Genomic DNA, 14,734 nt, shown 5'->3' on the forward strand with positions numbered 1-14,734 from the left:
GGTACGCGGCCGCGGCTGCGGGCGGTCACGCGACCGGTGCCGTGCCGGTCCGCTCGGTCCAGTGCCCACCCCTCGCCCACCGGTCGAGCACGGCCGCGCGCAACCGGCCGGACGGTGCCGCGGACCGTGCGGTCGCCAGCGGCACCCCGAAGACGAACTTCGCGACGCTGGCGTCCCCCTCGGTCGCGTCGTGCTCCCCCGGCGGGACGAGACGGAAGCGCCGGGCGAAGCGCACGAGGTTGGCATCGGGACCGAGCGCGGCCGACAGCCCCGGGTCGAGCATCCACGAGCGGCACTGCCACCGGTCCGCAGCCAGCTGCGGCGCGAGGCCGCGCAGGACCTCTGGGGCGCGGGCGAGCGAGCGGTCACAGGCCACCGGGTCGAGCGGCCCGGTCTCCGGCACGTGCACACCCCAGGCCGGCGTGCCGTCCGCCAGGTGGTCGCCGAGTTCGAACTGGAGGCGCCCCACGGCCACCACACGCCCGGTCGCCACGGCGACGAGCCACTCCGCCCCGGTGCCGCGCAGCCCGTAACGCGCGAGCTTGCGGTCGACGTCGGCAACGGAGGCCTCGGCGAGCGCGCGCGGGAGGCCCCGCTCTGCGAGGGCGTCCGCGCTGTCCGGCACCGCGGCGCGGAGTGCCGCCACCAGCAGCGCGTCCCGCTCCGCGGACCCGGCGTCGGCGACGGTGGCGGCCAGTTCGGCCGCCACCGTCGCGGAGTCGTCCGGTGACCCCACGGCGGCGGCGAGGACCGCGACGGACGCGGAACGGGCCTCCGGGACGGGGGTCGCGGTGGTCACTTCAGACCGGACGACGCGAGCCCGTCCATCACCCGACGCTGCAGCACGACGAACATGATGAGGACCGGCGCCATCGCCATCAGGCTGGCGGCCATCAGCACCGGGTAGTCGATCGTGCGGTCACTCGACAGCGTCGCGAGGCCGGCGGCGAGCGGCATGTCCTCGGCGCGGGTGGAGACCACGAGCGGCCAGAGCAGCTCGTTCCACGACCACAGCACGGTCGTGATCGCGAGCACACTGATCGAGGGACGGGCCAGGGGCAGCATGATCCGCCAGAACGTCTGGAACGGGTTCGCGCCGTCCATCCGCGCTGCTTCTTCGAGCTCGGGCGGCATGTTCAGGAACGCGGTCCGCATCAGGAACGTGCCGAAGGCGCTGAACAGCCCGGGCGCGACGATCCCCATCAGGGTGTCGAGCCAGCCGAGCCCCTGCACGATCTGGTACTGCGAGATCAGGTAGACCTGCGAGGGCACGAGCAGGATCGACAGCACGATCGCGAGCAGAGCCGCCCGTCCGCGGAACCGCATCCGAGCGAAGGCGTACCCGGCGAGCGTGCACAGGACGATCTGCGCGAGCGTGCGGATGATGGTGACGTACACCGAGGTGCCGAGCTGGCTGAGGAACGGGAGTCGTTCGAAGACCTGGGCGTAGTTCTGCCACTGCAGCTCCCCCGGCCAGAAGACCGGCGTGACCGACTGCACCTGCGCGTTCGTGGACAGCGACATGATGATCTGCCACAGGAACGGGAACGCCATCGCGAACCCGCCGACGCCGAGCACGACGTGGATCCACCAGTGGCTGCCGCCGCGACGGCCGGGCCGGCGTGCCGCCCGAGGAGGTGTGACGGTGGCGGTCATCCCTGCACCCACTTCCGTTGGACACGGAACTGCACGAGCGTGACGATGCCGATGAGCAGGAAGATCACCATCGCGATCGCGGCCGCGAAGCCCTTGTCGTTGTCGATGAACCCGGCGCTGTAGAAGTAGAAGACGAGCGACATCGTCTTCGGGATCACCGGGTTGGTGCTGCCGAGGATCGCGTACAGCAGGTCGAACAGCTGGAAGCTCGAGATCGTCGTGACGATCACCACGAAGAAGATGCTCGGGCTGAGCAACGGCACGGTCACCGAGCGGAACTGCCGCCACCGGCTCGCGCCGTCGAGCTCCGCGGCCTCGTAGAGCTCCGGCGGGATGTCCTTGAGCCCGGCGCCGAGGATGATCATCGAGAACCCGAGGGACGACCAGAGGCCGACCAGGCTGACCGCGATCAGCGCGAAGCCGGGGGTCGAGATCCAGTACGGGCCGTCGATGCCGAAGTTCCCGAGGAACCAGTTCACGATGCCGTAGTCGCCGTTGTACATGATGCGCCAGACCAGGGCGATCGCCGCGGGCATGGCGACGTACGGCAGGAAGAAGAGCACCCGGTAGAACTGGGCGAACCGCAGCCCCGGGGTGTTCAGCAGGCTGGCGAGCCACACCGCGATCGGGATCCCGGCGAGGACGATCACGGTGTAGATCACCGTGTTGAGCAGCGACTGGTAGAGCTGCGGGTCACCGACGAGTCGGACGTAGTTGGCGACGCCGGTGAACGTGGCGCCCCCGAAGACGCCCCAGCTGGTGAACGAGTACCAGAACGTCTGGATGATCGGCCAGATGTAGAAGGAGCCGACGCCGACGAGCAACGGGAGCACGAAGAGCCACGGCCACCAGCCGTCGGTCCGTCGTGGCGCTCGGCCGCCGTCGGCTCGCGGCGCGGGGGCACCCCGCCCGGACGAACGTGTCGTCCGGGCGGGGGTGGCTGCGGCCGGGGGCCGCTCGGTGTTGATCGTCACGCGCGGGTCCTACTTTTCCTTGGCGAGGGCGGCGTCCATCTTCTGTGCGAGGTCCTCTGCCACCTGGTCGACGGGCTTCGACCCGTCGAAGGCGCTCGGCAGCAGGGTGGTCTCGAGGGTGTTCCAGGCGGCGGTGTTCTTCGACACCGGCAGCGGCTTCGCGTAGTCCACCGCGTCGAGGAACACCTGCAGGTCGGCGTCGGGCATCGTCTTCGTGAAGGCACTCTGCGTGCCCTCGTACGCCGGGATGACCGCGCCCATGTCGCCCTGCTGCTGCTGGGCCGTCTCGCCGGCGAGGTAGACCTGCAGCGCCTGGGCGGCTGCCTTGTCCTTGCTCGCCTCGGACACGACGTTCGAGACGCCGTGGATGACGGTCGCCTGCTCCTTGCCCTTCGGCAGCGGGTAGGCGACGACGTCCTTCTCCATCTCCGTGCCGGTCAGCGCGGAGCGGAACCAGCTGCCGCCCTGGTACATCGCGAGCTTGCCCGAGGTGAACCACTGGTCGGCCGTGGTGTCGGTGAGCTGCTTGATCGAGGGCGATGCCCCCGAGTCGATCAGGTCGGTCCAGAACTGCAGGCCGTCCTCGGAGGCCTTCGTGGCGTACTCGGACTCGGTGCCGTCCTCGTTCACGACGGATCCCCCGGCCTGCAGGATCGTGTTGTAGTACGTCGTCTGGCCGTCCATGCCGCCGGCTGCCCCGTAGGCGCCCTTCGCCTTCAGCTTCTCGGACAGCTCGGCGCCGGTCTGCTGGAAGTCGTCCCAGGTCCAGTCCTTGGACGGCAGGTCCATGCCGGCCTGCTCGAACAGTGACTTGTTGACCCAGACGCCGATGGTGTCGAAGTCCTTCGGCACGCCGTACTGGGTGTCGTCGTACGTGTACAGGTCGTTGAGTGCGCTCGAGTACTTCGACGCGTCGATGTCACCCGACTCGACCTCGCCGGTGATCGGCGCGAGCTTGCCGTTGGCCGCGTACAGCTGGAAGTTCGGCCCGTTCATCCAGAACAGGTCGGGCAGGGTGTTGCTCGAGCCCTGGGTCTGCAGCTTCGTCCAGTAGTTGGCGAACGGCGTGACGTCGACGCTCACCTTGATGTCCGGGTACTCCTCGTTGAAGCCCTTCAGGTTGGCCTTGATCGCCTTGACCTGGTTCTCGTCCCAGACGGCGTAGGTCAGCGAGGCCTTGGTGTCCTTCGGCGCGGCTTCGTAGTCGCCGCCGGAGCCGGACGCCCCGGACGACGAGGAGCAGCCGGCCAGGAGTGCGGCCGCGCCGAGGGCGGCGACGGCGCCGAGGAGGACGCGGCGCACGCCGGTTCCTCGGGTGGGGATGTGTGCGGTCATCGGGGTGTCCTTTCGCACGGCCGTCAGGAGCCGACAGTCTGGGCGGGATGCGGGGTGGAGGGGGTGGAGTGCGGGGCGTTCGAGGTGAAGTGCGCGATGGTCTCGGCCGGCAGTGGGGGGACGTCGATGGGGACGGACCCGTTGCGGAGCGAGCGCGTGGCCAGCGCGCCGGCGGCGACCGCGGCTCGGGCCGCGATCGGGGACAGCTCCGACGGTTCGCCGAACGCGACGGACCGCAGGAACTCGGTCATGGTGAGCAGGTCGGCATCGGCGTGGCCGTCCTCGACGCCGTCGATCGGGTACTCGCGGTCCCCCGCGGTGTCCCAGCCCCGGCGGTGCGTCCAGACCTTCACGACACCGCCACCGGTGTCGCCGATGTTCTCGAGGCGTCCCTCGGTGCCGATGACGGTGTAGTTCCGCCAGTAGTCCGGGGTGAAGTGGCACTGCTCGTAGCTGGCCTGCACCCCGTTGTCGAGCGTCATCATCACCATCGAGACGTCCTCGACGTCGACGACGGGGTTCAGCCCGGTCTGGGCGAGCGGCGGCCAGTTGTCGTGGGAGAACCAGTCCCCCATGAGCTCGCCGCTGCGGTCGCGTCGGTCGGTCACGTCGCCGTACACGGACAGCGACCCCATGCCGACGACCCGGGCGGTGTCGCCACCACCGAGCGCGTGGATGACGTCGAGGTCGTGGCTCGCCTTCTGCAGGAGCAGGGAGTTCACCTTGCTGCGGTCGGCGTGCCAGTCCTTGAAGTAGTAGTCACCGCCGTTGCCGACGAAGTGCCGGCACCAGACGGCCTTGACCTGGCCGATCTCGCCACGGGCCACGATCTCGCGCATCAGGCGGACGACGGCGGCGTGCCGGAAGTTGTGCCCGACGTACAGCGGCGTGCCGGTCTCCGCCGCGGTGTTCAGGACGGCGTCGGCGTCCTCGACCGTGATGGCCAGCGGCTTCTCGAGGTAGACGGCGATGCCCGCGCGGAGCAGGTCGATCGCGATCTCGGCGTGGGTCCAGTCCGGCGTGGTGACGATGGCCGCGTCGACGTGACCGGTGAGGTCACGGTGGTGTTCGACCACCAGGGCGTCCGGGTACTCGTCGTGCCCGCGCCGCCGACCGGCCGCGGTGACGTCCGCGACGGCCACGACGCGGGCCTGCAGCGACGGGTCGTCGGCCGTTGCCTCGGCCACGTGACGGGCGATGGCGGACCGCTGGCCCATCCCGATCACCGCGACGCGGAGTCCTGCGTTGTCAGCGCCCATGCTCATCGCTCCCTTGCGTGAATGTGACGCCCATGATGCCGAATCGATCATGAATGCACAATAGGCGCTCACGGATCGCTCACGCATCCGTGCCGGGGAGGGTTTTACACGATCGAAACGTCCGGACCGCTCCGGGGTGGCCGCAGGGGGCGCTCAGTCGGCGACGACGAGCTCCACGCCGGCGCTGGCCAGGTCAGCAGCGAACGAGGCCGGCACCGGCTGGTCGGTGACCAGGACGTCGATGCGGTCGAGCGGGCAGATCCGGGCGAAGGTCGACCGTTCGATCTTGGTCGAGTCGGCGACCACGACGACCCGTCGTCCGACCGAGGCGAAGTGGCGGCTGACCTCGGCCTCGCCCTCGTGCATGGTCGTCGCACCGTACTGGCCGGTGAGGCCGTCGACACCGAGCACCACGAGGTCGAGGGCGAACTCGTCGAGGGTGTCCCGGACGAGCGGCCCGACGAGCTCGTAGGACTGCCGCCGCGCCACGCCACCGGTGACCACGATCTTCACGTTGGCGCGCACGGACAGCTCGTACCCGACGTTCAGGGCGTTCGTCACGATCGTGATGCCGAACTCGCCGTCGGCGCGGATGAACCGCTCGCTCTTGCCGAGTTCACGCGCGACCTCGGTCGTGGTCGTCCCACCGTTGAGGCCGACGGTCTCCCCCGGCTGCACCAACCGGGCGGCCGCGCGGGCGATCGCGGTCTTGGCCTCGGCCTGCCGGGCGATCTTGTACTGCAGCGGGAGCTCGTACCCGGCCCCGAGTGCTGCCGCGCCCCCGTGCGTGCGCGTGACGAGCCGCTGGTCGGCGAGGGTCGCGAGGTCACGGCGGGCCGTCGCGGCGGAGATCCCGAGCAGCTCCCCGATCTCGGCGATCGACACGTTGCCGCGTTCGCTCACCAGTTCGAGCAGGGCGTTCAGCCGCTGTTGGGGGGTCATGACGGTCATCCTACGGCGTCACCACCGTCGCTCGGTGATCGGAAATGACGTTTTCCCCTTCCCTTGCGCACGATCGCTCGCTACGCTTCCTGATCATCGATCACCCGGATCGATCCGGACCCGGAAGGCTCCCATGACCGACACCTTCGTGAGCGCTGAACTGGCCTCGCAGCCGGAGACCTGGCGTGCAGCCGCCGCGCTCCTGCCGACCTTCGCCGACGCGCTCCCCCAGCCGGGCGAACGCGTGGCCGTGATCGGCTGCGGCACGAGCTGGTTCATCGCCATGAGCTACGCCGTCGCCCGTGAGCAGGCGGGCCTCGGCGTGACCGATGCCTTCGCCGGGTCCGAGTACCCCGCGTCCCGCGAGTACGACCGCGTGCTCATGATCAGCCGCTCGGGCACGACGACCGAGATCGTCGACCTGCTGCAGGCCCTGCCGTCGCAGCGGACCGTCCTGATCACGGCCGTCCCCGACAGCCCCGCCGCGGCCGTCGCCGACCAGGTGGTCGCCCTGCCGTTCGCCGACGAGCGCTCGGTCGTCCAGACCCGCTTCGCCACCACGACGCTCGCACTGCTGCGGGCGTCCATCGGTGACGACCTCGACGCCCTCGCAGCCCAGGCCGAGACCGCACTGACGGTGCCGATCGACGACCTGCTCGACGCCGAGCAGGTCTCGTTCGTCGGTCGCGGGCCCGCCGTCGGCCTGACGTTCGAAGCCGCGCTCAAGACGCGTGAGGCCGCGCAGTTCTGGGCCGAGTCCTACCCGGCGATGGACTACCGGCACGGCCCCATCGCGATCGCCCAGCCCGGCCGGCTGGTCTGGTCGCTCGGCGCGGCTCCCGAGGGCCTGGCCGACGAGGTCGCCGCCACCGGTGCCCGCTTCGTCCAGCACGACCTCGACCCGATCGCCGGACTCGTCGTCGTGCACCGGTTCGCCGTCGCCCTGGCCGAGGGACGCGGGCTCGACCCGGACAACCCCCGGTCGCTCACCCGGTCGGTCATCCTCACCTGATGGGTGGCGCAGGCGCGGTGCTCGGGGTCGACGTCGGCGGCACGGGCATCAAGACCCGGCTGACGACGGCCGACGGACTCGTCCTCGACGAGACTCGGGTACCGACGCCGCGCGACGACCCGGGCGCCGAGCGCCTCGCCGCCGTCGTCGCCGAACTGGCCGCACAGGCCACCCGACGGGCGCCGCTCGGAGCCATCGGGGTGGTGGCCCCCGGCGTCGTCGACGAGACCCGCGGCACCGTGGACCTGTCCGTCAACCTCGGGTGGCGCGACGTCCCGGTGCGTGACCTCGTCCGTGCCGAGCTCCTGCGTCACGGGATCGACGTGCCGCTCGCCTTCGGCCACGACGTCCGCGCCGGCGCCCTGGCCGAGGTCCGGGCCGGTGACCCGGCGCTCTCGCGGGGGTCGGTCTCGTTCGTGCCGGTCGGCACCGGGCTCGCGAGCGCCCTGGTGGTCGACGGCGTCGTCGTGTCCGGCGGTGGCTGGGCGGGGGAGATCGGGCAGGTCCGCATCCAGACCGGTCCGCACGCGGGCCACCGCGTCGAGGAGATCGCGTCCGCCGGGGGAGTCGCACGTCGTTCCGGCGCGCCGTCCGCTCACGCCGCCATGCTCCTGGTCCGCCAGGGCGACCCCGCTGCCCGTGCGGTCTGGGACGACTGCGTCGCGGTCCTGGCCGACGCGCTCGCCTGGACGACCGCGGTCGCCGGGGTCCACACCATCATCGTCGGCGGGGGACTCGCCGAGTCGGGGCCGCTGCTGCTCGACCCGCTGCGCGACGCCGTCACGGAGCGCCTGCAGGGCGTCCGTGTCCCCGTCGTCGTCCCCGCCCGGCACGGCGACGCAGCCGGCGCCATCGGAGCGGGGATCCTCGCACGCGCGCTGCTCGAGACCGAGACCGGGGTCCTGCTGTGACCACCCTCGTCCGGGCCCATCGCATCGTCACGGCCCAGGCAGACCTGCACGACGGCTGGCTCGTCATCGGTGACGACGACACCGTGCTGGCGACCGGCACCGGGTCCCCGATGCGCACGGACACCGCCGTCACCGTCGACGGCGCAGTCGTGCCCGGGTTCGTCGACCTGCACGCCCACGGCGCGCTCGGGCACGACTTCGCCGGGTGCTCCGCCGAGGACGCCCGTGCCGCCGCTGGGCACCACCGGTCACGGGGCACGACCACCCTGGTCGGGTCCATCGCCACGGGCGAGCGCGCGGACACCGTGGCGGCCCTCACCCGGCTCCGGCCGCTCGTCGCCGACGGCACGCTCGCCGGACTGCACCTGGAGGGGCCGTGGCTCGCGCCGGCCCGTCGCGGGGCGCACCGCGTCGACCTGCTGCACGCCCCGGACCCCGCCGAGGTCGACGCCTACTGCGACGCCGCGGGTGGCGCGATGCGGATCGTCACGCTCGCGCCGGAGCTCCCGGGTGCACTCGACGCCGTCGCCCGTTTCGTCGACGCCGGGGTCGTCGTCGCCATCGGCCACACCGACGCCACCGCCGAGCAGACCCGCCGCGCGATCGACGCCGGCGCCTCGCTCGTCACCCACCTGTTCAACGGGATGCCGCCGCTGCACCACCGTGCGCCCGGGCCCGTCGGGGTCGCGCTCTCCGATGACCGTGTGCTGCTCGAGTGCATCGTCGACGGCCACCACCTCGATCCCGTGACGGTCACCCTCGTGCAGCGCAGTGCTCCGGGCCGGATGGTCCTGGTCTCCGACGCCATGGCCGCGACCGGCTGCCCCGACGGTGCGTACACGGTGGCCGGATCAGCGGTGACCGTCCGCGACGGGCTCGCAGTGCTCGCCGACGGTTCGTCGCTCGCGGGCAGCACGATCACGGTCGCCGACGCCGTCCGCCGCGTGCTCGACGCAGGGACGGACCTGCCCGAGGTCGTCGCGGCATCCGCCGGGCGCGCGGCGCACCTGCTCGGGGCTCCGGCACCGCTCAGCGTGGGCGCCCGCGCCGACCTGGTCGTGCTCGACCCGGAGCGCGGCAGCGTCCGTGCCCTGCCGACGGCGGTGGTCGCATGATCCTCGTCGTCACCCCGAACCCGGCCGTCGACGTGACCTACCGGGTCGCCGAACAGCGCATCGGCGAGACCCAGCGCGTGCTCGGGGTCCAGCGGCGCCCCGGCGGCAAGGGCCTGAACGTCGGGCGGGTCCTCGCCTCCACCGGTGTCCGGACCCACGCCGTGCTGCCCCTCGGCGGTGACGGCGGTCACTGGATCGCCGGCACGCTCGACGACCTCGGGCTCGCCCACACCGACGTCGCCGTCCGTGGCGAGACCCGCACGACCGTGACGGTGGTGGACGACCTCGCCCACCCGACGATGTTCGGCGAGCCCGGACCCGTGCTCACCCCTGACGAATGGGACACGGTCACCGCATCGGTGGAGACAATGCTCGACGGCGATGTCGGCGATGTCGGCGGTGCCGCCGGTGCCGCCGGTGCCCCGCCCGCAGCTGCCCTGGTCGTGTCGGGCTCCCTGCCCCGCGACTCCGATCCCGACGTCGTCGCCCGCTGGGTCACCGCCGCTCGCCGCCGCGGTGTGCTCTCGGTGGTCGACTGCTCGGGCACGGCGCTGCTGGCGGCCGCCTCGGCCGGGGCGACGGTCTGCAAGCCCAACCGCGAGGAACTCCTCGAGGCCACGGGCACCGACGACGAGCGCTCGGGGGCACTCCGGCTCCTCGGACTCGGTGCGACGGTCGTCGTGGTGTCTCGCGGATCCGACGGCATCGCCGCCCACCTCTCCGAGCACGTGCTCGAGGTGCCGGCGGTCCCCGGGGTCTCGGGCAACCCGACCGGCGCGGGTGACGCAGCGACCGCTGGACTCGTGCGTGTCCTCGTCGACGCTCGCAGCGTCCCGGCCCCCGACGACGCCACCCTGCTCCGGGCGCTTCGATCCGCCGCCGCACACGGGGCCGCCGCCGTCCTCCAGCCGGTGGCCGGCGCCGTCGACCCGGCAGACGTCGACCGCTTCCTGTCCACCCCGCCCGCTCCCGCACACGACCGAACCAGGACCCCCGCATGATCACCGACCTCGCCCTCACCGGCCTGCTCGACACCGCCCGCACGGCACGCCGCGGGGTCGGCGCGTTCAACGTGGTGCTGCTCGAGCACGCCGAGGCGATCGTCTCCGGCGCCGAGCTGGCAGGGCTGCCGGTCATCCTGCAGATCAGCGAGAACTGCGTCCGGTACCACGGCGGCCTCGCACCGATCACGACCGCGACACAGGCGGTCGCACGTGCTGCCGACGTCGAGGTCCTCGTGCACCTCGACCACATCGAGGACCCCGAGCTGGTCGCGGCCGGCGTCGACCTGGGCGTCGACTCGGTCATGTACGACGGGTCACACCTGGACTTCGCGGCCAACGTGACCGCGACCCGGGAGCTCGCCGCTCGGTGTCACGCCGCGGGTGTCGCGATCGAGGCCGAGCTCGGCGAGGTCGGCGGCAAGGACGGCGTGCACGCACCCGGCGTCCGGACCGATCCGACCGATGCCGCCGCGTTCGTGGCCGACACCGGGGTCGATGCCCTGGCGGTCGCGGTGGGGACGTCGCACGCGATGCAGACCCGCGAAGCCTCCGTGGACCGCGACCTCGTCGAGCGCCTCCGCGCCGCGGTGCCCGTGCCGCTCGTGCTGCACGGTTCCTCCGGCCTGTCCGATGACGAACTCCGCGGAGCCGTGCACGCGGGGATGACGAAGATCAACATCTCGACGCACCTGAACGGCCTGTTCACCCGTGCGCTCCGCACCGTGCTCGACGAGCGGCCGGACGTCGTCGACCCGCGCAGGTACGTGTCAGCGGGCCGGGACGCGATCGCCACCGAGACAGCGCGGCTGCTGACGCTCCTGCACGCCTGACGAGCAAGCACGCGGAACAGCGACCGCGACGGTCAGCAGAGCGGGACGTTCACCGCGAGCCCGCCCATCGCGGTCTCCTTGTACTTCGACGACATGTCCGCCCCGGTCTGCCGCATCGTCTCGACGACCTGGTCGAGCGACACGTGGTGCACCCCGTCGCCGCGCAGGGCCATCCGGGCGGCGTTGATCGCCTTGTTCGCCGCGATCGCGTTCCGCTCGATGCACGGGATCTGCACCAGGCCGCCGATCGGGTCGCAGGTCAGCCCGAGGTTGTGCTCCATCGCGATCTCGGCGGCGTTCTCGACCTGCTCCGGCGTGCCCCCGAGGACCTCGGCGAGCCCCGCTGCCGCCATCGACGCCGCGGATCCGACCTCGCCCTGGCAGCCGACCTCGGCGCCGGAGATCGACGCCCGTTCCTTGTAGATCGACCCGATCGCCCCGGCGGTGAGCAGGAACCGCACGACGGCGTCGTCGCGTTCGGCGGCGGGGGCGTCGGCGACCGTGGGCACGTAGGTGAGCGCGTAGTACAGCACGGCGGGGATGATGCCGGCTGCGCCGTTCGTCGGGGCGGTGACGACGCGGCCGCCGGTGGCGTTCTCCTCGTTGACCGCCATGGCGACGAGGTTCACCCACTCCATCGCGAAGAGCGGGTCGTGGTCGGGGTCCTCGCGGGTGAGCTGCTCGTGCCAGGTGGCTGCGCGTCGGCGGACGTCGAGCCCACCGGGCAGGCACCCGCCCCTGCGGACGGACCGGTCGACGCACGACTCCATCACGCCGTGGATGCCCAGCAGTCCGGACCGGATCTCGGCGTCCGTCCGGGTGACCGCCTCGTTCGCCAGGGCGACGCCGCTGATGGGCAGGCCTGAACCGGCACACGCGGCGAGCAGCTCGGCGCCGCTCGAGAACGGGTAGGGGACGGCGTCGTCGACCGGGATCGCGGCACCGGCGACGGCAGCCGACGCGTCCGCAGCGGGCTCGGCCGCCTCGTCCCGTGCGATGAACCCGCCACCGATCGAGTAGTAGGTCTCGTCGGCCAGATCGGTCCCGTCGGCGTCACGGGCGCGCAGCCGCATGGCGTTCGGGTGCCGGGGCAGCATCGTCAGGGGGTGCAGGACGATGTCGGCAAGGCGGAACGGCACGCTCGCACCGCCGTCGAGCCGCAGGACACCGTCGCGTTCCAGTGTCTCGAGCGCGAGGACCATGGCATCGGGGTCGACGGTCTCCGGGTGCGACCCCATGAGCCCGGCGACGACGGCACCGAGCGTGCCGTGGCCCTGCCCGGTCGACGCGAGGGACCCGTACAGGTCGACCACCACGGACGCGACGGGCAGGCCACGGACGAGGGCGGCGAACTCGGCACCGGCCCGCATCGGGCCGACGGTGTGCGAGCTCGAGGGGCCGACACCGACGCTGAACAGATCGAAGACGGAGACCGGCACGCCGCCACACTAACCCGTCCGGACGGACCGGTGCTCAGCGCCGGGGCTCGGACCCCTCAGCGCGGCGACCCCGACCGCTCAGCGTCGCCGACCACCCTCGGGCGGCATCACGAACCACAGCACGACGTACGTGATCCACAGCGGCCCGGGGAAGAAGCTCAGGATGACCCAGACCACCCGGACCAGGGTGCGGGACAGGTTGAAGCGGTCGGCGAGACCGGCGCAGACGCCAGCCAGCAGACGACCGTTGCGGGGACGGGAGAGTGTGCTCATGGCGACGACGCTACGCAACGCCGCCGGTCCAGCGCATCCGGGACGCACCCCGACTGTGGTGGGGGAAACCCCCGGATCGGCCCTGAGCGGTCAGGGGGTCAGGGGATGAGGACGATCTTGCCGCGTGTGTGGCCCTGCTCGAGCTCCTCGAAGGCGTCCTGCACGCGGTCGAGCGGGTAGGTCGCGGCGACGGGTACCTCGATCGCGCCGTTCGCGACCTCGAGTGCGAGCGCCCCGAGGATCTCCGGGTCGGCGGTGTCCGCGCTGCCCGAGGCCTTCGCCCCGACCTCGGCGGCCTCGTCGAACGCGATGATCGTCTCGATGCGGTCGACCGGCACCCCGAGGGCGATGCCGAGCCGGACGTACTCCGCGCCGTGGGTGTCGATCACGGCGTCGATGCCGTTCGTCGCGAGTTCGGTGATGCGCTCCTGCAGCCCGTCGCCGTACGCGACCGGCCGTGCACGCTTGGAACGGAGCCACTCGTGGTTCGCCTCGGACGCGATGGCGATGACGTCGATGCCCTCGTTCGCGAGCAGCTGGGTGACGAAGCCGCCGACCCCGCCGGCGGCACCGGACACCACGACGGTCTCGCCCGGACGCGGGTCGACCGCACGCACGGCTGCGGCCGCGGTCGTCGCGACGACGTCGAGGCCACCCGCCACGGTCCAGTCGAGCAGGCGTGGCTTCTGGACGACCTGGACGGGCGGCACGGAGACGTACTCGGCCTGGCTCGCGCGGTCCCACGACCAGCCGATGACCTCTTCGCCCTCGTCGACGCCGTCCACCTCGGCCCCGACGGCCACCACGATGCCGGCGAAGTCGGTGCCCTGCCCGGACGGCAGGTCGCCGCCGAACGCACCCTGGCGGATCGCCGACTCACCGGGGTTGATGCCGGCGGCGCGGACGCGGACGAGCACCCGCCCGGGCGTCACCTCGGGAACGGGCACCTCGGCGACGTGCAGGACCGATCGGTCACCCCACTCGTCGAAGCGGACAGCGCGCATGGTCTCCGGGATCTCAGTCATCGGCACCGACGCTACCCCGGAGCGCGGCACCCGGTCTGGGTGGACCGCTCCATCGCTGCGAGGACGCGAAAGGGAGAGAGTGCGAGACTGAAGGTATGCCCATCCTGAACAAGGACATGCAGGTCTGCATGTCGCTGGCCGCGCGACCGAGCAACATCGGAACGCGGTTCCACAACTTCCTGTACGACGAGCTCGGCCTCAATTTCCTGTACAAGGCGTTCACCACGACCGATCTGCCCGGCGCCGTCGCCGGCATCCGTGCGCTCGGGATCCGTGGTTGCTCGGTCTCGATGCCCTTCAAGGAGGCGATCATCCCGCTCGTCGACCACATCGAGGAGTCCGCCGCCGCCATCCAGTCGGTCAACACGGTCGTGAACGACGACGGCGTGCTCACGGCGTCGAACACCGACTACGAGGCGATCGCCGCACTGCTCGGCTCGCATGACGTCGACCCGACCTCGCGCGTCCTGCTCCGCGGCTCGGGCGGGATGGCGAAGGCGGTCACGGCGGCCTTCCGCGGCGCCGGGTTCGAGCAGCTGACGGTCGTCGCCCGCAACGAACAGACCGGTCCGGCCCTCGCGTCGCAGTACGGCTACGAGTGGATCGCCGATGAGCGCGAAGCGGGGGAGACCGACCTGGTCGTCAACGTCACCCCGCTCGGCATGCGCGGCGACCAGCAGGACGCACTCGCGTTCGCGCCGGAACGGATCGAGGCGGCGCACACCGTCTTCGACGTGGTCGCGTTCCCGTCGGAGACCCCGCTCGTCCGTGCGGGGCGCGATGCCGGCAAGCACGTCATCACCGGCGCCGAGGTCATCGCCCTGCAGGCGGCGCGCCAGTTCGAGCGGTACACGGGCGTCGCCCTGACGGACGACCAGGTGGCGCGCGCCAGCGAGTTCTCGCGCGCCGAGTAGTCGACGCTCCCAGAGGGCGGACGGGAGGCCCGTGGCGACGCCGCC

Annotated in this window: 15 protein-coding genes; 6 read left to right on the top strand and 9 right to left on the bottom strand. The window is 71.8% G+C overall.

The window, feature by feature from the left end:
- Nucleotides 1–25: 25 nt before the first annotated feature.
- The 6 genes from DEJ17_RS07930 to DEJ17_RS07955 all read right to left on the bottom strand — a co-directional run bounded on the left by DEJ17_RS07930 (nt 26) and on the right by DEJ17_RS07955 (nt 6,166).
- Nucleotides 26–799, bottom strand: a complete 774-nt coding sequence (locus tag DEJ17_RS07930) for a hypothetical protein (protein ID WP_110892871.1) — start codon at nt 797–799, stop codon at nt 26–28.
- Nucleotides 796–1,656, bottom strand: a complete 861-nt coding sequence (locus DEJ17_RS07935) for a carbohydrate ABC transporter permease (RefSeq protein WP_250893249.1) — start codon at nt 1,654–1,656, stop codon at nt 796–798. The genes DEJ17_RS07930 and DEJ17_RS07935 overlap by 4 nt, the downstream gene beginning before the upstream one ends.
- Complete coding sequence (locus DEJ17_RS07940; protein ID WP_110892872.1) at nt 1,653–2,630, bottom strand: carbohydrate ABC transporter permease; 978 nt, start codon at nt 2,628–2,630, stop codon at nt 1,653–1,655. The genes DEJ17_RS07935 and DEJ17_RS07940 overlap by 4 nt, the downstream gene beginning before the upstream one ends.
- 9 nt (nt 2,631–2,639) lie before the next feature.
- Nucleotides 2,640–3,965, bottom strand: coding sequence for a sugar ABC transporter substrate-binding protein (locus tag DEJ17_RS07945; protein WP_110892873.1), 1,326 nt, complete (start codon nt 3,963–3,965; stop codon nt 2,640–2,642).
- A 23-nt stretch (nt 3,966–3,988) separates the two neighbouring features.
- On the bottom strand, nt 3,989–5,230 hold the full coding sequence (locus DEJ17_RS07950) for a Gfo/Idh/MocA family protein (RefSeq protein WP_110892874.1): 1,242 nt from the start codon (nt 5,228–5,230) through the stop codon (nt 3,989–3,991).
- A 147-nt stretch (nt 5,231–5,377) separates the two neighbouring features.
- Complete coding sequence (locus tag DEJ17_RS07955) at nt 5,378–6,166, bottom strand: DeoR/GlpR family DNA-binding transcription regulator (protein WP_027466817.1); 789 nt, start codon at nt 6,164–6,166, stop codon at nt 5,378–5,380.
- Nucleotides 6,167–6,299: 133 nt separating this feature from the next.
- Here DEJ17_RS07955 and DEJ17_RS07960 point away from each other — a divergent pair, with 133 nt between their 5' ends.
- Genes DEJ17_RS07960 through DEJ17_RS07980 form a run of 5 tightly spaced genes read left to right on the top strand, consistent with a single transcriptional unit; the run spans nt 6,300 to nt 11,038 of the window.
- Nucleotides 6,300–7,178: an SIS domain-containing protein gene (locus DEJ17_RS07960; RefSeq protein ID WP_110892875.1), complete on the top strand. Its 879-nt coding sequence runs from the start codon at nt 6,300–6,302 to the stop codon at nt 7,176–7,178.
- Nucleotides 7,178–8,089 (top strand): ROK family protein, encoded by a 912-nt coding sequence (locus DEJ17_RS07965; RefSeq protein WP_110892876.1) that lies wholly within the window; start codon nt 7,178–7,180, stop codon nt 8,087–8,089. Before DEJ17_RS07960 ends, DEJ17_RS07965 begins: the two co-directional genes overlap by 1 nt.
- Nucleotides 8,086–9,204, top strand: coding sequence for an N-acetylglucosamine-6-phosphate deacetylase (gene nagA, locus DEJ17_RS07970; protein WP_110892877.1), 1,119 nt, complete (start codon nt 8,086–8,088; stop codon nt 9,202–9,204). Before DEJ17_RS07965 ends, nagA begins: the two co-directional genes overlap by 4 nt.
- A complete protein-coding gene (locus DEJ17_RS07975) occupies nt 9,201–10,205 on the top strand; it encodes a 1-phosphofructokinase family hexose kinase (protein ID WP_110892878.1) in 1,005 nt (334 codons plus the stop codon). The genes nagA and DEJ17_RS07975 overlap by 4 nt, the downstream gene beginning before the upstream one ends.
- Nucleotides 10,202–11,038, top strand: coding sequence for a class II fructose-bisphosphate aldolase (locus DEJ17_RS07980; protein ID WP_110892879.1), 837 nt, complete (start codon nt 10,202–10,204; stop codon nt 11,036–11,038). The genes DEJ17_RS07975 and DEJ17_RS07980 overlap by 4 nt, the downstream gene beginning before the upstream one ends.
- Before the next feature lie 32 nt (nt 11,039–11,070).
- Here DEJ17_RS07980 and DEJ17_RS07985 read toward each other — a convergent pair whose 3' ends face one another.
- The 3 genes from DEJ17_RS07985 to DEJ17_RS07995 form a co-directional block, all read right to left on the bottom strand.
- Nucleotides 11,071–12,477, bottom strand: a complete 1,407-nt coding sequence (locus DEJ17_RS07985; RefSeq protein WP_110892880.1) for an L-serine ammonia-lyase — start codon at nt 12,475–12,477, stop codon at nt 11,071–11,073.
- A 78-nt stretch (nt 12,478–12,555) separates the two neighbouring features.
- Nucleotides 12,556–12,750 carry a PspC domain-containing protein gene (locus DEJ17_RS07990; protein WP_110892881.1) on the bottom strand — a complete coding sequence of 65 codons (195 nt, stop codon included), beginning with the start codon at nt 12,748–12,750 and terminating at the stop codon, nt 12,556–12,558.
- A gap of 98 nt (nt 12,751–12,848) precedes the next feature.
- Nucleotides 12,849–13,775 (bottom strand): NADP-dependent oxidoreductase, encoded by a 927-nt coding sequence (locus DEJ17_RS07995; protein WP_258366720.1) that lies wholly within the window; start codon nt 13,773–13,775, stop codon nt 12,849–12,851.
- 95 nt (nt 13,776–13,870) lie between these two features.
- Here DEJ17_RS07995 and DEJ17_RS08000 point away from each other — a divergent pair, with 95 nt between their 5' ends.
- Complete coding sequence (locus tag DEJ17_RS08000) at nt 13,871–14,689, top strand: shikimate 5-dehydrogenase (RefSeq protein ID WP_110892882.1); 819 nt, start codon at nt 13,871–13,873, stop codon at nt 14,687–14,689.
- The last annotated feature ends 45 nt before the right edge of the window (nt 14,690–14,734 follow it).

It is taken from the genome of Curtobacterium sp. MCSS17_011 (assembly GCF_003224275.1).
Lineage (GTDB): Bacteria > Actinomycetota > Actinomycetes > Actinomycetales > Microbacteriaceae > Curtobacterium.